Genomic DNA, 18,566 nt, shown 5'->3' with positions numbered 1-18,566 from the left:
TTGGGAGGCTACACTTTGGCTTGACCAGGGTATGTCTTTTTTTGTGTCGTCTGTCATGCAGAGTCATCACCCGGTTTTGTTGAGTTGAACTTTGACGATCCAGGCCAGCATGTACACGAGGAGCCCCATGATAACCGCCAACAGGGGCGCGATGACAAGTGAGCCAAGCACATACTCAAAGAGTCGGTCGAAAATTTCATAGCCCAGGGTCTGCATGGAAATCTCAGTGAGGAAGTGTCCGTGGCGCATGAAATATCCTGCTTCTATACAGAGCGCAGGGACAAATGGTGGCATACAGAGTTGGCTGACGGCCAGCCCAGTGATCTTGTTCAGTTTCAGGTAGCCCAGAATGAAGATGATCGAGATGCTATGCATGGCGATGAGCGGGAGCGCACCCAGAAGCATCCCGAGTCCGGCTGCCATGGCGAGAGCAGAGGGTGTTTTCTCCTTCTTTAACAGTAAGCGCAAAGACTTCATGGGGTGGATGGCCGAGACCTTGCCCTCGGTGTCTTCGGTGTACTGGCGGTGAGGCAGAGGCAGGAAACTGCGGGCGGTCAACCGCGTGTTGAGCAGCGAAATATCCACATTATCCTTGAGAAAATTGAAATGGGATATGCGTTTGGCCGGATCGGGATAGTGGACGCTGATATTGACGTTTTCGAGCGGATAACCAGCCCAGGCGGCCTTGACCAGGACTTCCACCTCAAAGGCGAATTTGCGTTCGTAGAGTTTAATGGCATCGAAGATGACCACTGGATACGCTCGGAATCCGCACTGGACGTCAGAGATCTTGCATCCGGTTTGCACCCGAAGCCAAAAATTGGAAAATGCGCGACCGAATCGTGAGGATTTCGGGATGTTGGGGCCTGTGAACAGCCGCGCACCAACGGCTACAGCGCGGGGATTGTTCCGGATTTTTTCGAGAAAGGCGGGGATGTCGGAGGCATAGTGTTGTCCATCGGCGTCCATGGTGATTATGTGGCTCTTACCGAGGCGTTTGGCCTCGACTACGGCTGTGAGTATCGCCTCCCCCTTGCCTGCGTTGGCTGTATGCCGGATCACCTCCACAGGGAGGTCCTGAATGGTCTCAATGCCGCCGTCCGTGCAACCGTCATCGACCACGAGCACTTCTGGGTGGATGGCAAGGCAGTCCTTGACCACTTGGCGCAACGTGGCACCGTGGTTGTACACTGGTATGACGATGAGAGTGTTTGTCATTGACTCACCTTTGCTCTCGCCTGTTTGGGCTTGTGGGTGTCAGCAAAAGTGACGAGGGTGTCCCAGAGCAGTCCCCGGTATCCAAATCGGTGCAAGACGTCCATTCGGTCTTGTGCATCGGCAGGCGGGAATATCCGGTCCCTGCGTCCAAGGAATCCTTTGGTGAGTTCTTCGTTCATCCAGGCCTGGTCGATGTTTGGGGAAAAATAGTAATACGGCTTGAGCAGTTCCTGCGCTGTAGGCACGGTTCCTTCTTTTTTGGCCTGTGCGTAAAGCGGGGTCCCCTTGTAGAGGCGGATGCCTGAAAAAGGGAAGACCACACAACTCTCAAGAGAATTCAAATTGTCGATGCCCTGGCAAACAGTGGCTGGTGTTTCTCCTGGGCCACCGAAGATGACGAAGTGAGCGCAGGGGATATGTTCCGAAACACATGCTTCGTTAAAGGCACGAACCCCTTCAAAAAGAAATGGCTTGTTCATGGCTGATAATGTTTCGTCCGTGGAGGCGTCAGTCCCGACCTCCATGGCCGATAAACCGGCCCTTTTGAGAAGTTTGAGTTCGCCTCGGCTAATGGGAGTGGGCTGGAAGAATGCACTCCATTTGAGCGCGAGGTTCTTGCGGGCCAACAGTTCGGCAACTTCCAGGTAATGATTCTGGCTGTCGTTGAATACGGAGTCTGTGAAAAAGATGAATTCAGCTCCGTGTTTGAGATGCAGCCTTTCCACTTCGTCCACGACTTCATCCGGTTCCCTGAGTCGGAGTTTGCCGCCTTCAATGGAGGGGTATGAACAGTATGAGCAGCGGTTTTCGCACCCTCGCTTGGTCTGGATATTTGCGATGCCACTGTGGTCAATATAAAAATTGAGAATGTTCGTATCCCAAGCTGGGGTGCACATTTCCGAACTGACCAATCCCTGCTCTGGTTTGAGCAGTCTACTTGGGGTTTCGCCCGCTTCGAGCATCTTGACCAGTTGGACCATTTTGCGTTCGCCTTCGCCCACCACACCGTGGTCTGCGCCGAGATATTCAATGATGGTTTCGGGCATCAGGGAGAAGCCTGGGCCACCCACTATAACTGTCTGGCCTCGTATTTTGAGAAAAGCCGTAATGGTTCGTACATGTTCGAGGTACCAGTTCTCGTGCGAAGTGAAGGAGTCCACATTGTCGATATTTCGCAGGGAGATGCCAGTCATGTCCGGCTTGAATTCAGCGAGGGTCTGCTCCAGGGCGTCCATGCTTTCACCCTCGGCCAGAAAGTCAAATTGGCGAACGACATGTCCACTGTTTTGCAGGGCAGCAGCAATCACGGACATGCCCAATGGGTATACGAGATATGGTTCCACCGTGATGTTGGTGGAAATGAGCAGGAGTCGAGCCATTACAATTTCCCGTTCTTCCAGCGTTCTAGAATTTTCTGATAGAAGTCGGGCGGAGTTATGAGTAACTCATGATCAAAGGTCATGAAGAGCTGGACTGTGTATCCAGTTGTGGTGATGTCTCCGGCGCTATTGCGGATGATGAATTCATAGTTGAGCCGTGCAGCTTCAGTATAGTGCAGAAAGGTCTCGATATGAGCGGTATCACCATAAGACAGAGGCAGGATGTAGTCGAAATACATTTGTTTGATGGGCGCGGCTACTTCATGTCTTTTGAAGTCGAGATAGCCAAGGCCATGCTGGTCTCCCAGGTGAATGCGGCCATCTTCGAAGTAGCTGGGATACCGACCGTGCCAGACAATGGCCAACGGGTCTACTTCTTCGAATCGAACGGGGCGTTGCGTAATGGAGCGCAGGGGAGCCGGGGCATTCTCCGGCGATTTGAAATACGGTTTTTTGCTCATCAAAGGCCTCCGCCCAGGGTGATGTGGAATGTTGCTGCGGTTTCACCGCTGACGAGAATCGATATGACGGCGATCGTCTCGTCTTTTTTAGACTTCAGCTTACCTGTGACCTTCAAGAGGTCACCTGGTGCGATCTGCTTGAGGAATTTTGCCCGGCCTGCGCCAACGGGCGTCACTTGCTTTCCGGTTGTGGCGTCAATGGCTTCGGTGGCTGCCATTGACCCAGCCATGAGCTGCACCACGGCTGGCAAGATGGGGTTGCCAGGGAAATGCCCGTCAAACCCAATGAAATCTTTATCGAAAGTGAAATCCTTTGTGAATCCATCTTCGCCGATCAGAACGGGTTTTCCAGCTTTACGTATGGTGTCTTCCAATGCACTCATGGCATGTCCGGGGTTTTGAGTTTTAGGGTCACGGAGTACTTTTTGTCGTTGCTGACGAATGAAGTTTGCCCTGGTAATCTTACGTCGTCTACGACGACGGCGTCACCATAGTTCACAGTCCAGTTTTCTTCCGTGGATTCGAAGATTTTTTTCCTCACGAAGCCGGGGTGTTGGTCAACGACAGAGCGGAGGACACCGTTCCGCCTCGGGCCTGTGAATTCAAGGTAACCGTCCGTGTATGCGCATCGATCCTCAGCCTGGTAGAAATCCGCCAGAAACATGCGTCTTATAGAGAGGATGCATTGATCCATAAAGTGTGGGATTTGATCTGCAATGGGGCTTGTACCAAGGACCTGCGCTGAGTCTGGGCCCACTTTCAGGCTCGCGAGTTTTATGCCAAACCCGGTCAAAATGACGACTTTGGCTGTGTGGTGTCGCGTGTCGAGTTCCATGAAACCGTTTATGGGGATGACAGTATCACCGATCGTGATGGCCCCTGCATGCCGCAGACGCACTGTCTTGCCGCTGTTGAACCACTGTTGGGGTAATTCAATGGCTGGCTGGCATGGCTGGAGCACAGGTTCAACTGTTGTTGCACAAGCGGCGGTACACAACACAATGATGAGAAGAAGAGTTCGTATCATGACTGTTTCCTGAGCAGGTGCGGGACCATGAACAAGGCCACGAAAAGGGCTGTTCCTACACCGAGCAAGACCATGGTGCCGAGGGCATTAAGGGACGGGTGGCGGGCCAAGGCCAGTACGCCGAACCCGGCCAGGGTAGTCAGGCCGGATACGATGACAGCCAAGATCGTATCCTGTTCAAGGGACTGGCTTTCGCTTGATACAAGGAAAATTCCATAGTCGGCTCCGAGGCCAATGATCAGGGGCAGGGCTGTGATGTGAAAAAGGTTGAGCGGGGTCCCAGAATAGCCCAGCCCCCCAATGACGGCTGCGACACCGGCTATGGCCGGAAGAAGGGCTATGCTTGCTCGGCGGATATTGCGGAACAAGAGAAAAGTCAGCACCAATACTGCGATGCCGGAGACAGTGATGAAGAGTTCAATGTCGTTCTTCATGGTCGTTTCAAGAAGCGTTTTGAAGCGACTGGTAGAAACGAGGCGGACTCCGAGGTTGGTTTCCCGCTTCGGGGTGAAGAAGCTGCGGATATTCGCGGAATCCGGGAGATAAGTCACCAGGGTAGGATCGCCGGCCGAAAGGTCAGGCAGGAAGATGTTGCGCAGGAGGGCAAGGCTGGCCGTGTCCAGTCTCTCGGGTGTCACTTGTGTCGGCGTGTGGGAAAGGGATCGGATGAATGGGGCGAAAGCCTTGGATGAAAAACCGAGTTCCCTGGCGCTTGCTTGCAAGCTCTCGACGACTGACTGCCTCTGTGCGTCTGTCCAAAAGTCATTCCAACGGGCGCGATTCTCGGCCTGAGTGGTAAAGGCTGGAAGAATCGGAGTCAGACTGGCAACAGAAATTTGGGGGAAATTGGTTTTAAGGGTCGAGTATAGTTGTTCGTTTTGACTGAGTGTTGTTGCCAGCTCTGTCCCCTGGGTAAAGACAAGGGCTTTGTTGCGGACGTCTCCCCAGGTCTCATTGAACTGCTTTTCCGTGATCCGGACTGTCTCCGGAACGTATTCAATGCTCCGTAGGTCAGGGTCAAGGGTAACGGAAGTGCCGTACCAGAGGCATGTTCCGACAAAGAGGCACGCGAGGCAGAGGACGAAAATTGGGTGCTGTTTACCGTGGAGTTTTTTGAGTGTGAGTGGCGGGCGAGATAACCCTTTTCTGCTGAGGTGAGGGAGAACGACAAAGGAGAATATCGCTGATGCCAGCAGCCCGACGATGGAAAAGAGGGCCAGTTGACGCATACCCGGCATACCTGAAAGGAATAAAGCTCCAAATGCGGCGCAGGATGTGAGTGCGCAGAAAAAAATGGGTTTTGCCACACTGTCCACACCCTTGCCAGGGGTACTGGAGTGGCGAATCACGCTGAAATAGACGTGCATGGCAAAGTCGATGGAAATGCCGATGATGACGGCACCAAAGCCGATGACGATGGCCGATACGCTTTTTTCAAACAGGGCAAGTCCACCGAGACCGACGGACATGGAAATGAGTGGTGTCAGGAAGACGCCGAGGGCATGGCAAGTGCGGAAAAAGAAGATAAAGAGCAGGCCCATGGCCAGAGTCGCTACACAGGAAATAGTCGTAAGGTCGTTTTGGATAGTGACGGCGTTGGCGTTTGAGTGGACATGGCCGCTGATCATGTCAGCCTTGACCCCGCTTGGGAGATCCTTTGTCGCGTCTTCGAAGGTCTTGAGCAGTCTGGCCGAACCTTCGGTGTCCGTGAGAGGAATGGGTGATTTGGCCGTGAGGAGAATGGCGGTTCCATCTGGACTGAAGATATGATCGTCAAGCACCCTGGCATGGGAGAGGGAAGAGAATGCCTTGAGCCGGGGCAGCAAAATGGTGCGCAGGTCCAATGGGTCGCGTCGGATGATTTTTTTCATTCCCATACTCTGCGGAGAGTTGAGGGTCCGCAGAGCCTTTTCCAGGTTGGTGCGGATGCTTTCGGGCGTGAGGAGCGAGTTAAGGCGTGACAGGTCCTCCTGCGTCATTAAGTTCGGAGCGTTGTCGAGAAGGAAGGCGATAACCTTGTCCGGCCGTATGGAAGCTTGGCTCGTGAAGGTGAAACCCGCTGATGATAGGGTCTGGGTCAGGGAATCGGCCCCGGCTATGAGGTTGTCCCGGTTGGTTCTGTCTGTGGTGTGGACCGAGATGAAAATGATATTTCCCAGACCGGATCGAGTGAGGCTCTCCAGATCGCGGACAAGGATGCCGCCCTCTCCACGCGGAATCATGGTTTTGATGTCTGCACTGATAGGAGTTAGGAGGAGGAGTCCGAGGCAGAGGACAAGAAACCCGGCGGTACAGGAATAGAGAACGCGCCGTTTGGTTGCGAAGAAAACGTAAATTGTATGGAAAGGAGTACCCGGAATCATTGGACAGAGGTGAAAAGTGTGTCAGACAGTGGGGTATTGATGGCCCGATCCATGAAGGTGATCCGAGTGAAGTCCTCATCGACTTCACGCAGTTCCAATGAATCAATGGTGGTGTCATCCTGCGCGAAGCGGATGATGATACGGGTCAGCATTTTCCTGGCCCCTTCTCCTTTGGGGCGGAGGTCAAGGATCGTCGGAGCCGTCCCGGTTCGCGTGATATCATAGCGGCTTTTGAGCCACGCAATATCAAAAGTGGTCCAGGCCATTATCTGTTGCGCGACCATGGCCATAATGGGCGATGATTTGAGTGAAAATTCCCTTTTTGTTTGAGCCGCCTCATCCCATTCGATACCCGTGTTGCCGGTCAGCAGAAACCCTGCCTTGAAAGGCGTGGTGTATTCCCATCGAAGGCTGGAGGGACGTTGAAAGGCGAAGCTCCCTTCAGAAATGAGCACTTCATCGAACATGGACAAGTGTTTTTCCTGAGTGAATCGACTTTGGATAGAGGTGACTTTTTCCGCTTTGGCTTTGAGGTCCATAAGGAAATCGGCGGCATGAGATACGTTGGTCCCTGCCATGAAGGGCAGGACTAGGAAGAGAGCCGCGAGTAGATATCGCTTGGTCATGCGTCCTCCTGCGGAACCCACAGTTTGATTTTTCCGCTGGCGATGGCGGTTTCGCCGCAGGAAACGGTTCCCTCGACAATGGCAAAACCTTCGAACTCCCCAGCTGTGGTCACATCGATGGTGAGGTGTTCTCCGGCGCGGGCGTGGTTATGCAGGGTGAACTTCTGGACACCAACGAGAAACCCAATAGGGAAGTCCAGGCCGGCTTGCATGATCTCCCATCCTTTGACTGCGGCATAGGCCTGGGCCATGAGTTCTACGTGAATAAGTGGAGACAGAGTCTGGTCCGCATTGGCCGCCACGGATATTGCCGACAGGACGGTTTCCACCGTGCCAGCACCTTGGTCGGATGCTGTCAGGGTATCTATGAGCAGCATGGAATCCCTGTGTGGAATGACTTTATGACTGGCAATCGGTAGTTTCATGGAACACCACGCTCTTGTTACGCCAGCAGAGAGGGTCTGATGCGAGATAATCGCCAGTATGATGATACGCCATACCTCGACAACCATAGCACTCACTGGACAGTTCACACTCTTTGCAATCCCCCTTGATGGTCTGGCGGATATCGCGAAGTTCTTTGAAAATCGTTGCAGTTGCGAGGATGTCTGCAAGTTTATGTCTGCGAATATTACCAGCCGGGGCGTCAACGCCGGGACAGGGGATGATGTTGCCTGTCGTGGTCAGGGTGCAGGAGAAGAGATGGCGGCGACAGGTGAAGGCGGCCACGGGAGGTTTGGGCTTCCACTCCACACCGAATTCATTCTGGTCGATGGCAGACAGCTCTTCAAACAATGGCTGGAGCTGCTTGGGTTGGACGGCCAGAGAACCATGTGTTTTGGCCCGTCCCTGTTCGGTGATGACCTCGAAATAGGGGATGATATCCCGATTGCGGAGGTATCTCCATATTTCGGGCAGCTCGGTATAATTTGCCTGGCAGATGATGGTCTGAGCACCCAAGGTAAGCCCGTTGCTCGGATAACCGGCGTCGAGTAACAGTTGAAACCCTTTGCGAATACCCTCGAACGCCCCTTTTTTCCCGGCGAGATGGTCCTGCACATCAGGTTTGAGACTGTTGCATTTGATGACAGGATTCACTTTGAATTCTTTGAACTTTTCGACAATCTCCTGTGTCAGGAGAATGCCGTTGGTGAACAATTCGATTTCACATCCACGTTCGTGGATGGCTTGGAGCACGTCCATGATCCGGGGATAAACCATGGGTTCTCCGCCGCCGAGGACTATGATCTTGCGGGCGCCCAGGGCGATGCCTTGATCAAGGGTATCAACGATTTCTTCGTATGAAAGTTCGTTATCCAGAGGGAGACCGGAGTCCGCATAGCAATATATGCAATTGAGGTTGCAGGCTCGACTCAGTTCAAGCTCCATTGTCAGAAGTCGGCCGTTTTTATTGGCCTCGTCGATTTCATCGTCCGTGAAAGGGCTGCCCCAGCATTTGTTCCCGGTCATGTGGAATCCTCTGAAAAGAAGAGGGGGAGCGTTGGCTCCCCCCTCCATGGTTTTATTGGTATTTGGCGGCAGAGATTTGCGAATCGATAGCTTGGGACAGATACTTTACCCAGTTGTTGTACTGGCTGTGAATGGTGCTGCCCGTATATTTCAAGTTGGTGCTGTTTTTGTAATTGATGCTGTAGCTATTCTCATCATAAGTTACATCCACAGCGGCCATATGGGAGCGAACGTTCAGAGTGCCGATAATATGCCCAGGCTTGTCTGCCTGCATGACCCAACCGAGGTCGGAACCGGCCAGGACAATGGCTTTTTCGATTTGGGCCATGGTTAGAGGCTTTTCCTGACCTGACGGGATTGCAGCATTGTTAACATTGTAGACGGAGGCCGTACGGCAGGCGGTCAACAGCAGAATAGCCGCAAGTGTTGCGAAAAGCAGGACGGTTCTGACTTTTTTCATTATCACTCCTAAGCAGAAATTGGGGGTTGTTTCTTCATTTCTTCCAGCGCGTGGAGCATGAGTGCTTTCACGTCTTTTTTCATGGCAGTGTGTCCAGTAGATAGCTCAGTAGATTTATCTGGATATACGGGTGGAAGCAAGTGGATATTGATGGTGGCAGGACTGAGGAACCTGGCCCCTCTAGGCATGAGTTCGAAAGTTCCATAAATACAAATGGGAATAATAGGGACCCCTGCTTTGATCGCGACTTGGAATGGTCCAGAGTGAAAGCGTCCCAATTCGCCTGTCGAGGTCCTGGTTCCTTCTGGATAAAAAAACATAGAACCGCCGTTGGCAATGGCGTTCACGGATTGCTTCACCACAGATCCTGGTTCGGCCTGGTTCGCGCGTACATATTTTGCCGCGTGCATGAAGGGGCGATAGAAAGGGATGGAAAACGGCCAGTCGGCGATGACCCAGCATACGTTCCACAATGGCTGTCCGCCTACAAAATAGGAGTCGAATATCGATGAGTGGTTCGCGACCAGGACGCAGGGTGAGGGAATTTCATAAGCGCTCAACCGCACAGTGATAAAAAGGGAGACGATCCACACCCAGACGCGACCGTATATCCAGACCAGCATCCTGGCTGCTTCAGCCGTGGAAAGAGATTTGATATATTTGAATATCAAAAAAGTCGGGAGCGAGAGGATTAGTCCTGCAAGAGTCCACAGGATCATTCCGGCATAGATTCCGAAATTGATCCATATAGTGTGCAGAATTTTCATGGATGGTGAGGGGGAGCCGAAAAAGAATCAGCCCTTAAGTTGCTTACATTTCGCTTTTTTTCTGAAGTACATATGCGTGTAAATCACCCAGTGATCGGATAGCCCTGAAGGCTGTATCTTTTTTGACTTTGAATTTGAATTCTTGTTCCAGGATGATGACCATGTCGACTGCGTCAAGGCTGTCGAGATCAAGATCATCTTTAAATAGAGCTTCTGGTTTTAGTTGGTCCGGCTCAAGTTCGAACTCTTCGATAAGCAATTTATCGACTACTGCGGTTATTTCCGAATCAGTCATTGTATCTCCGTATAACAAGGGATGTATTGATGCCGCCCAGAGCGAAGTTGTTTTTCAGCGCGATTGAGATGGAACGGTGCGTTTTGGCTGTAATATGGTTGACGCCTTCACAGCCAGGAGAGACGTGTAGCAAATTTCGTGTCGGGAACACAAGCCCGTTTTTCAGCATATAAAGGGTGGCTATGGTTTCCAGTGCGCCACTGGCTGCCATGGTGTGTCCCATGTACCCTTTGAGACTGCTGACAGCAGGGATTTTGCCCATGAGCGAGGCTATTGCCTGGCTTTCAGCAATGTCCCCCAGATCAGTCCCTGTGGCGTGCGCGTTGACGTAGTCAACATCCTCTGGAACTGTGCCCGCTTCGTCCAAAGCCAATTCCATGCATTGCGCGATCGCGCTGGCACTGGGACTGGCCGGATTGGAGGGGTCAGAGGTGGTGGCAAATCCGATGAGTTCGGCCAAGATGGGGGCGTTGCGAGCCTTGGCGTGATCAAGTGATTCGAGCACTACAATACCTGCGCCTTCGGAACAGACAATGCCATCTCGGTCTTTATCGAATGGGCGGGGCGTTTCTGTGGGGTGGACGTTGTATCCTGTTGAGGCTGCCTGGAGGATATCAAAGGTTCCGACGGTCAGGGGGTGGAGCTCATCGGCACCGCCGCACAGCATCACATCCTGTTTACCCATGGCGATTGTTTCCATGGCGATACCAATGGTCTGGCAGCCAGTTGAGCAAGCAGCAGATGGCGCGAGGACTCGTCCTCGGACCCCAAAGAATTGGGCGATGTTTGTGGCACAGCTATGGTTCATTATCTTGAAAAATTCAGTCGATTTAACCCCATCAACACTCTTTCCGTCCAAATAATGGGTGAAGATTGACTGGAGTGCTTGGACACTGCCTACAGTTGAGCCAACCACAAGCCCGGTCCGACCGTTTTCCAGGGTTGTATCGTCCAGTTCGGCCATGGCAATTGCTTCGGTGGCAGCGAGAACTGCGAAGATGGACATAGGGGACATGGTCCGTCGGAATTTGCGGGGGATGGCCTTGGCATTGTATGTGGGAACTTGTCCCGCAATAGACGGTGTTAGACCTGATACTTCGAGAAGTTCGGGCATGGAGCGAATGCAGCTTTCGCCGGATTCCAGTCCCTTGAAGAATGCTTCCAGCCCTTCTCCGTAAGGGGAGAGAGCTCCCATGCCCGTTATGACGACTCGTCTCATGTGTGTTGCCTCAATTCTTTGTGCAAAGGTTCGTGTCCCAATATGATGCCACAGGTCAGGTACGCAGAGACAACCGCACCCAAAATGCCGGGCGCGACGATTCCTTGTCCAGCTAGAGTCAGCCCTGTCATCTTGGTCACAGGGGCCGGGTTGAATTGGTTCACTGAATGGCGTAGCCCGTATAAACTGCCAGTCGGGGTGGCGCAAAAATCCTTGATGGTCAGCGGGGTCGCGCCGTCAACAAAGGTGACCAAATTGCGAAAGGTCGGGATTCGGCGAAATATTTCTTCTTCAAATACGGCGAGTATGGAGCGTTTGTGATATTCATATTCTTTGGGGCGGTTGTTGTGCCGCGAATCTGCCCATGAAGCGTATGTTTTGAAATTCTGGGGCATGATCGCCGTGAGCGTGGTCTTGCCCGATCGAGTGTCTTCGGCTGCGGAAATATATATGATGCTCTCCTCAGGGGGCAGCAACCCTTTGAGGTTATCTGCAAAATCCTGTCCCGGCCAAAGAATGAGGTTGCGCCCTTCCAATTCCGGCAAGGGAGTTTCGCTGACACCGAACAGGATGAGCGCTGAATCCGTATCTTCAAGTGTGAGCAGCCGTTTTTTGAAAGCTGGACGAAATGCGTTGTCCGGGGTTGCATCGACAAGGCCGCGAGGATGTGCTGTCCAGATACAAGACCTAGTAGAGAATTCTTTCCCATTGGACAAGCTGACGCCAGTAACTGATCGGGACTCGTCGATCTCAATGTGCGTGACTGCGGCGTTGCACATCACATCCACATTCAGTTCTTTCAGCCGCGTTTCATACGCTTTTACCAAGGCAAGCCCGCCGTTTTCGAGAGTATGAGTCGAGAGCGTGTATGAGCCTGCTACGAGAGCATGTGTGGTCAACAATGCTTCATCTGGTGACGAGCCGTAGAGCAGAGTCTGGTAGCTTAACAGGGCTTTGAGTTCTTCATTGTCTGTGAGGTAATCAAGGAATTCCTTGAGGGTTTGTCCGTCCTCGTGGAGGGCTGCTTCTAGGCTGAATTTCATGTCAAAATTGAGGAATGGCGAGGCTGCCAGAGTGCTTTGTATGGCCTCGGAAAATTGGGCAATTGCATCGGCTTCATTAGGGAAATAGTCTGTGAGTCGTTTTTTTAATTCATCAAAACCACTGGGGATTTCGTATTCGTTTTGGCTTGTTTCTACACTGAACAAATCGTAGCCGCCAGGATTGTATGGCTTTTTTTTGATGAGGGAGATGATGTCCAGATGCTTGAAATAGATATCGAGCGGGTCCCCGTCGCCCAGCCCGCCGAGGTAGTGGAGCCCGGTGTCGAAGTGGACACCATTCTTGCTGTAACCGCGAACCGTAGGTGACAGAAGGGGAAATTTTTCCACCAGCGCAACTTTTGCCCCACTTTTGGCCAGAAGCAGAGCGGTAGTCATTCCGGCAATGCCTCCGCCAGCGACTATGTGATCGTAGTGTGTCATCAGTAGCTTAAAACGAGGCAGGAGTTGGTGCCGCCAAAACCGGCTGAGTTGCACAACACTTTTTTCGGGGGGCGTTCAATGGTTTTTGGGGTGATGTTCAGCCCTTCAGCCTCTGGCGTGAGTGTCTCCAGATTGATGTTGGGGGCGATGAATCCCTTTTGCGCCATGAGTGTCGTGTAGACAACCTGGCTCGCGCCCGACATCCAGAGTTCATGGCCGGTCATTGATTTTAGTGATGAGATGACCGGTGAATGATCGGCGAACAGATTTTTTAGATTCGTGGCCTCGGCAATGTCTCCAGCCGGGGTTGCCGTGGCGTGGGCGCAAACATAGTCAATGTCGCCGGGGATCAGTGAACTGTTGTTCAGGGCCATTTCACCGGCCCTGGAAAGCCCTGTCTTGCTTGGCACGGAGAGGTGTTCGCCATCAGAAGAAAAACCATATCCACACAGCGTGCCCAGAATGGTCGCGTTCCTTTTTACTGCCAGGTCGCGTCGTTCCAGAATCACCACGGCAGCTCCGCCGCTTGGGACGAGACCTGTGCGGTCCTTGTCAAAGGGGCGGCAGGCTTTTTCCGGGGAATTGCCCACGGAGGCGAATGCTCCCAGGCCGTCAAAACTGCACATGGACTGCCAGTTGATTTCTTGTGCACCGCCGCAGATGATGCGTTCCTGTTGGCCCGAAGCGATCAGCACCGCCCCTTGCCCTACGGCATGGCCTCCGCTGGAGCAGGCAGAACTCAAGGACCAGGAGGCACCCTGCGTCTTGAGCAGGGTGTTGAGATTCATGGTGACATTTGATGTCATTGACCGGAAAACCCCTCCACTGCCGATGAGGGCTGTCTCACCACGTTCCTTGAGCAGGCGAACATGTTCCAGAGGCGCAAGGCAACTTGAATCACACCCGAAGATTATTCCGGTCTGATCGTTCTGCCACTCTTCGGGTTGCAGACCTGACATTTCCAGAGCTTCCATGGCTGCTGCGTGAGCCTGAACAGCGTGGTCTGTCATGGTTTTTCGTTGCTTGCGGGTCAGGCTTGAACTGGGGGCAAAGTCGGTTATCGCACCAGTAAGGGGGCTTTCAAAGCCAAGACCAATCCGTTCTTCATCGATGATGACTCCGGATTGTCCCCGATACAACGCCGTAGAGACGCTCTCGATGGAGTTGCCTAGGACGGAGATGATGCCGATGCCTGTGATTACTACTTCGTGCATATGTGTTCCGGGCTAGGTGTAGATGCCACCGTTGATGGAAAGAGTTTGTCCAGTGATGTACGTTGCCATAGGCGAACAAAGGAAAGAGACAGCATTGGCTACTTCTTGGGGGGTGCCTACTCGGCCCAGCGGAATACGTGGAATGATGTCTTCCAAGGGGAGTTCGTCAAGCATGGATGTTTGGATGAATCCGGGGGCCACAGCGTTGACGAGAATATTCCGTTTGGCAACTTCAAGGGCCAATGAGCGTGTGGCGCCAATAAGACCGGCCTTGGCCGCGGAGTAATTTGTTTGCCCCGGCACTCCTGTTTCGCCAGAAGTTGAAGCCACGTTGACAATACGTCCTTGCCGTTTTCGCAGCATCCGTGTGACCACGGGCTTGGTGACGTTGAAGAACCCTGTCAGGTTCACTTGGAGCACTTTTTCCCAATCCTTGGAACTCATGAGCATCATTAGTCCGTCACGAGTCAGCCCAGCATTGTTAACCAGAGCGAACGGGATATCCTTGTCGAGCATAGGAGCGAGCGAATCCTCAACATCGTCAGGGTTGCTAACATCAAATTGGAGCAGGGTACATTTGCGTCCAATGTTAGTAATGTGACTGGAAACGGCCTGCGCCCCTGAAGTGTCATTGCGATAATTTAACCAGATATCGAACCCATCTTCGGCAAGTTTAATGGCAATCGCAGCCCCTATCCCTTTACTTGCCCCAGTTACAAGAGCTATTTGTGGCACGAGTTCTCCATTTTGATCAGTTAAAACAATGTGTTGTTCCCGTTGTGTGATTTTATTAAGTTACAATATGTTGTTTGAATCGTCAAATAGAAGTAATGGGCTGGACCCGCCCCTTTGATGAGCTCTTTGGCTTTTCATCGGGGTCAGCCTAGGCTGCCACCAAGCTTGTACATTGAGTGCAAGCTCAAACGTAAGGAACGGGGCCATCCCATTACTTCTGGAGGTCTCCCCTTTTTAGTGCCCGGCGCTATGAGAGTTTCCGGCCCTTTTGGAGATCTCCCCGTTTTAGTAACGCTTTTGGGTTTCGCATCCCCACTCGACTATAACCTTCCATCCCGTTTCTATAAGCGCTTTTTCTGCGTTTTTATCACGCTTTACGTTCGCATCAAACTTTGCCAGCCAAAACAGTTTGTTTTGATGCATAGCGGCATCCTTGGTGACGATGCCAATAACAACCGTGCACAAAGATAACTGTGTTATATTTGGGCAATACTATGTCTGGTGAACCTGGCAGGTCCTTTCTGTGGAGTCGGAAACGGTAGCCTGCTGCATGCAGTAAAGAGCGCACCGTTTTTTCAAGATTTGTGTCCTTGTTTTTTACGTTGGCCATATTACGGCTACGTTGTTCAAGAGTATGTCTGTCCATTTAGATCATGCGACTTTTAGTGAAGACAAATATGATTTTGTTGTCACAACATATAAATATTTTATGAAGAAACAATCTCTGTGTTCTACAGAGATTGCATCCACCCATAAACCCTAGCAGCCCAGCCAGCGATAGATTCAGGGTCGAGGACACCTCTACTTCCTTTGGGGGCCTGGGGATGATTGACGCCACAATGGCGTTCCTTTCCACACAGGTCACAGAGATACTTCTTTGGCCAGTTGAGGGAATCTTGAATGAGTTCTCGCTTCAAGACCTCAAAGTCTGCTTTCCACCTTCTCAAATCCCTCACTACGAGAACCTGAGTGGAAATGGCTTTGTCGGCATCTGAAGTGTCTACTTCGAGCAGGTGCACAATCCTGCCTCCAACTCTCAGGCTAACCTCTGCTATGCTTCTCGCTTCACCGGTTGTTGACAGCAGGTGTTTCTTGCACCTCCCCACTTTGGGGAGCGGGACAATCCTTTTTTCGACAAAGACGCATCCATACGTTCTGATAAGAACTCGCACCATGTCCAGGAAGCACTCAAATTTGTTTTCGAAGAACCGGCTGTAATCTGTTTCGTCGTTTAAGGTGTTCCAGTCTGCCGAAGGCAGGCCGTGATCGGCAATTCCTTCTTCCGTGCTGACCGAAATCACTTTGTTACCACTCTCGTCTCCCTGAGTTGAAGTTGGCCTCTTTCTGTCCTTGGAGGCTACCCTCTTTACGTGGAAGGCCTTCTTGAACACGACGGCTACGCTGTCGGCCTCCATTTGGATTGGAGTGGTATTGGCGTTGGCGGCAATGTCATCATGGATAACTAGCGCAGACGTCTCGCCATTGCAGGCAGGATGGACTACTTGTCCGCTTCCTGGAATGGAGTGCTCAAATTTTGGATGCTCAATATATATTTCTTCCGGCATCGCATTGGGGACGCCTCTGATGGCGTCAATCTCCCAAGCGAAAAAACAGTTCACTTCTTTATCAAACACTCCATGGGCTTGTAGGAAGACATTTTCCAGGGGTGGCGGTTCGAACTGGAAGGTCCATCTTCGATAGCTTGGCGCATTCTTCCCGTATAATCGTTGGAATTTGCATATGCTTTCATAGGATTTACGGGCATCAGCATCCAACAGGACCCAAGACAGGTAGTTTTGCGATTTTGGCTCATTCAAATGAGATACGGCATAACCGGCAGAAGGCATGACTCGAATGGTCGCACAATTTTGCGTATGGTCCACGAAAACGTCGAACTCGCTTCTCAAACAATCCGATTCGATTGCCGTCTTGGAGAGATACTTGCCGTGAAAAAACAGAGTTCGAGCCAACTCAAATTGCGGGAGGAATATTGTCCTGCCGTCATAGTTTTCAAAAACAAAACAGAACTGGCCAGCATCCAACTTCTTCTGAAATCCTGTGATTGGACATTCTCCAATTCTTTTGACGAGCCACTTTCGCGTATCTGTGATCTTTATTCGTTGGTTGTACCCTGGCTTCGAGAATTCTGTGGTTGGATTAATTATGCGCCTTCTCGCGAGAATAGGGGCATTGGAGAGGCTCAGGTAGCTGTTGTCTTGCCTAGGAGTGAGTTGAAGATTGACGTTCCATTTGTTTCCGGAATGCCGTCTGAACAATGAGCCAATCCCCAGAATTTTCACATCGTCATCAAATTTTTTGAATCGATAATCATTCATTTCGCCCATCCGAGGTAGTGCAGGAATTGTCTGGTCCGCTCATACATCCTTTGTTCGCTCAGGCCGGATAACCGTAGCAATTCCCAATAGGGAATTTCTCCTAAATGTGAGTCATAGTTTACCATGGCTCGAATGACTCTCCTTATTTGGCAACTGGCAACATCTTCGCTGTTGCCTTTCAAAAAAGCAGCCGAGAGCGGCATTTTCCCGAGCTTGCGAGAAAGATGTCGGCACCCGGATTGAGCCAGGTACCAACTTGAGCTCCGACGCGGACCTTCCAGTATATTGGCATGCTCACGCTTTATCGCCTTGAGGCGCTCAAGAATTAACCTGTCACGCTCATTCCAATCGACTCGTCGGTTCTCCGAACGTGTTGTTCTTCTATATTTATTGTTGATGGCATTTAGCCAGTTTCGATCATTTCTGTAAAGCCAGGTGTAGACTGAATCGCCTCCTGTTTTTCGGGATTTCCTGGTTCCTTGTCCTTTAACCATCTCAAGCCATGCCTTTCGTTTGGCATGCAAAACAGATTGCGAAATGTTCTTCGATGGGAAATAGGCCACCGGAAGGTTTTGGGCGATTTGCTTTCGAGCTTGAGAAATCACATCTTTAAAATTCCACTCCGCTCCCAGCAGTGTTTCCAAGATTACGATGTGTTGCAGGAAGCTGTGTGACTTCCTGTGTTTTCGCATGAAAAGGCGTAACCAGTTGGACTTGTTGTCGGTGATGGGAATACCTAATTGGGCAAGGTGTTGGGATGTCCAGGAAGAGAGGACTTTGTGCTTGAGGAGATCGTAGATGACTTTGCTTTTTCTGGTGATGTCGGCTGCATGAGCAGTTTGTTTGTAAAAGAGGCTCCATTGCTCAAGGCTGGGCGATCGTGCAGGCGGCAGATTAAGAAGTTCTTTCACTCGCCTCTCTATTCGTTTCCCATTGGGAGGACTGTTCGAGTTGGATGGTAAGCACATCATGGTTGGGGTTAGGGCCACATAGGCATGTCTGTGGTAATTATGCAGTCTGTACTGTGTATCGCACAGGTCGCCGTGCTTGAGACAATGGCTGCAACCCGGAACCTGCCATTGACGTAGCCAGTAGAGCTCTCCATGCTCTGAGAGTTGCTCTTCTAGACATTGGGGGCATACCCGGAGGTACTCCGGCTGGCGAATCCGAGACGTCGTAATTCCCAATCCGACATGAACGGCCCCTTTGGCCCGGTATGTCATCCAATCAAGAGTTGCGAGTCTTCTTTCTTCCGGTATGAAGGGAGCGTAAAGCGGGAAAAAGGTGTGCTTATAAATCAACGTGTTAGCAGTAAATCCCAATGAATCCGGGTACTGTTTGGAGATAGCATCTATGTGGGAGGGCAGATCAACCGTGGCCACGACTTTTCTATCACCGAAGATTGTATCAAGAAGCTGCTTGGGGCTTGTTATTCCGAAATGGACTCCTGCCCGTGCCACAACGCTATAGAGGAGTTCGTCCGGATACGGCACGGGGAAGTTGAGCATATCG

At 51.6% G+C, this 18,566-nt stretch carries 20 protein-coding genes; all 20 read right to left on the bottom strand.

The window, feature by feature from the left end; translation table 11 throughout:
- Window positions 1-66: 66 nt before the first annotated feature.
- On the bottom strand, window positions 67-1,218 hold the full coding sequence (locus SRBAKS_RS08555) for a DUF2062 domain-containing protein (RefSeq protein WP_229596395.1): 1,152 nt from the start codon (window positions 1,216-1,218) through the stop codon (window positions 67-69).
- Window positions 1,215-2,597: a lipid biosynthesis B12-binding/radical SAM protein gene (locus SRBAKS_RS08550; protein ID WP_229596392.1), complete on the bottom strand. Its 1,383-nt coding sequence runs from the start codon at window positions 2,595-2,597 to the stop codon at window positions 1,215-1,217. Before SRBAKS_RS08550 ends, SRBAKS_RS08555 begins: the two co-directional genes overlap by 4 nt.
- Entirely contained in the window at window positions 2,597-3,058 is a 462-nt protein-coding gene (locus SRBAKS_RS08545; RefSeq protein WP_229596390.1) for an acyl-CoA thioesterase, read from the bottom strand. Before SRBAKS_RS08545 ends, SRBAKS_RS08550 begins: the two co-directional genes overlap by 1 nt.
- A complete protein-coding gene (locus SRBAKS_RS08540; RefSeq protein ID WP_229596388.1) occupies window positions 3,058-3,441 on the bottom strand; it encodes a 3-hydroxyacyl-ACP dehydratase FabZ family protein in 384 nt (127 codons plus the stop codon). Before SRBAKS_RS08540 ends, SRBAKS_RS08545 begins: the two co-directional genes overlap by 1 nt.
- Window positions 3,438-4,085 carry a hypothetical protein gene (locus SRBAKS_RS08535; RefSeq protein ID WP_229596386.1) on the bottom strand — a complete coding sequence of 216 codons (648 nt, stop codon included), beginning with the start codon at window positions 4,083-4,085 and terminating at the stop codon, window positions 3,438-3,440. The genes SRBAKS_RS08540 and SRBAKS_RS08535 overlap by 4 nt, the downstream gene beginning before the upstream one ends.
- Window positions 4,082-6,307, bottom strand: a complete 2,226-nt coding sequence (locus SRBAKS_RS08530; protein ID WP_229596384.1) for an MMPL family transporter — start codon at window positions 6,305-6,307, stop codon at window positions 4,082-4,084. The genes SRBAKS_RS08535 and SRBAKS_RS08530 overlap by 4 nt, the downstream gene beginning before the upstream one ends.
- Before the next feature lie 137 nt (window positions 6,308-6,444).
- Window positions 6,445-7,074, bottom strand: a complete 630-nt coding sequence (locus SRBAKS_RS08525) for a LolA family protein (protein WP_229596382.1) — start codon at window positions 7,072-7,074, stop codon at window positions 6,445-6,447.
- Window positions 7,071-7,499, bottom strand: coding sequence for a hotdog family protein (locus SRBAKS_RS08520; RefSeq protein ID WP_229596380.1), 429 nt, complete (start codon window positions 7,497-7,499; stop codon window positions 7,071-7,073). Before SRBAKS_RS08520 ends, SRBAKS_RS08525 begins: the two co-directional genes overlap by 4 nt.
- The gene (locus SRBAKS_RS08515) at window positions 7,474-8,544 is read right to left on the bottom strand and encodes a radical SAM/SPASM domain-containing protein (RefSeq protein ID WP_229596378.1); all 1,071 of its coding nucleotides are present in this window, start codon (window positions 8,542-8,544) and stop codon (window positions 7,474-7,476) included. Before SRBAKS_RS08515 ends, SRBAKS_RS08520 begins: the two co-directional genes overlap by 26 nt.
- A gap of 52 nt (window positions 8,545-8,596) precedes the next feature.
- Window positions 8,597-9,004 (bottom strand): hypothetical protein, encoded by a 408-nt coding sequence (locus tag SRBAKS_RS08510; RefSeq protein ID WP_229596376.1) that lies wholly within the window; start codon window positions 9,002-9,004, stop codon window positions 8,597-8,599.
- 8 nt (window positions 9,005-9,012) lie between these two features.
- Complete coding sequence (locus SRBAKS_RS08505; protein WP_229596374.1) at window positions 9,013-9,771, bottom strand: lysophospholipid acyltransferase family protein; 759 nt, start codon at window positions 9,769-9,771, stop codon at window positions 9,013-9,015.
- Between the two features lie 43 nt (window positions 9,772-9,814).
- On the bottom strand, window positions 9,815-10,066 hold the full coding sequence (locus SRBAKS_RS08500) for a phosphopantetheine-binding protein (RefSeq protein ID WP_229596372.1): 252 nt from the start codon (window positions 10,064-10,066) through the stop codon (window positions 9,815-9,817).
- Window positions 10,059-11,285, bottom strand: coding sequence for a beta-ketoacyl-[acyl-carrier-protein] synthase family protein (locus SRBAKS_RS08495; protein ID WP_229596370.1), 1,227 nt, complete (start codon window positions 11,283-11,285; stop codon window positions 10,059-10,061). Before SRBAKS_RS08495 ends, SRBAKS_RS08500 begins: the two co-directional genes overlap by 8 nt.
- Window positions 11,282-12,769, bottom strand: coding sequence for a phytoene desaturase family protein (locus SRBAKS_RS08490; RefSeq protein WP_283816547.1), 1,488 nt, complete (start codon window positions 12,767-12,769; stop codon window positions 11,282-11,284). Before SRBAKS_RS08490 ends, SRBAKS_RS08495 begins: the two co-directional genes overlap by 4 nt.
- Complete coding sequence (locus tag SRBAKS_RS08485) at window positions 12,769-13,983, bottom strand: beta-ketoacyl-[acyl-carrier-protein] synthase family protein (protein WP_229596349.1); 1,215 nt, start codon at window positions 13,981-13,983, stop codon at window positions 12,769-12,771. Before SRBAKS_RS08485 ends, SRBAKS_RS08490 begins: the two co-directional genes overlap by 1 nt.
- A 12-nt stretch (window positions 13,984-13,995) precedes the next feature.
- Window positions 13,996-14,718 (bottom strand): 3-oxoacyl-ACP reductase FabG, encoded by a 723-nt coding sequence (fabG, locus tag SRBAKS_RS08480; RefSeq protein WP_229596338.1) that lies wholly within the window; start codon window positions 14,716-14,718, stop codon window positions 13,996-13,998.
- Window positions 14,719-15,003: 285 nt separating this feature from the next.
- Window positions 15,004-15,141 carry a hypothetical protein gene (locus SRBAKS_RS08475; RefSeq protein ID WP_229597039.1) on the bottom strand — a complete coding sequence of 46 codons (138 nt, stop codon included), beginning with the start codon at window positions 15,139-15,141 and terminating at the stop codon, window positions 15,004-15,006.
- Entirely contained in the window at window positions 15,104-15,328 is a 225-nt protein-coding gene (locus tag SRBAKS_RS17895) for a very short patch repair endonuclease (RefSeq protein ID WP_229596336.1), read from the bottom strand. Before SRBAKS_RS17895 ends, SRBAKS_RS08475 begins: the two co-directional genes overlap by 38 nt.
- 121 nt (window positions 15,329-15,449) lie before the next feature.
- Window positions 15,450-17,054, bottom strand: coding sequence for a Tn7-like element transposition protein TnsE (locus tag SRBAKS_RS08465; protein WP_229596334.1), 1,605 nt, complete (start codon window positions 17,052-17,054; stop codon window positions 15,450-15,452).
- The gene (locus SRBAKS_RS08460; RefSeq protein ID WP_229596332.1) at window positions 17,051-18,562 is read right to left on the bottom strand and encodes a TnsD family Tn7-like transposition protein; all 1,512 of its coding nucleotides are present in this window, start codon (window positions 18,560-18,562) and stop codon (window positions 17,051-17,053) included. The genes SRBAKS_RS08465 and SRBAKS_RS08460 overlap by 4 nt, the downstream gene beginning before the upstream one ends.
- Window positions 18,563-18,566: the final 4 nt, after the last annotated feature.

It is taken from the genome of Pseudodesulfovibrio sediminis, assembly GCF_020886695.1.
Lineage (GTDB): Bacteria > Desulfobacterota > Desulfovibrionia > Desulfovibrionales > Desulfovibrionaceae > Pseudodesulfovibrio > Pseudodesulfovibrio sediminis.
The sequence above is the reverse complement of the archived record's forward strand: the minus strand, read 5'-3'. Positions and strand labels throughout refer to the sequence as shown.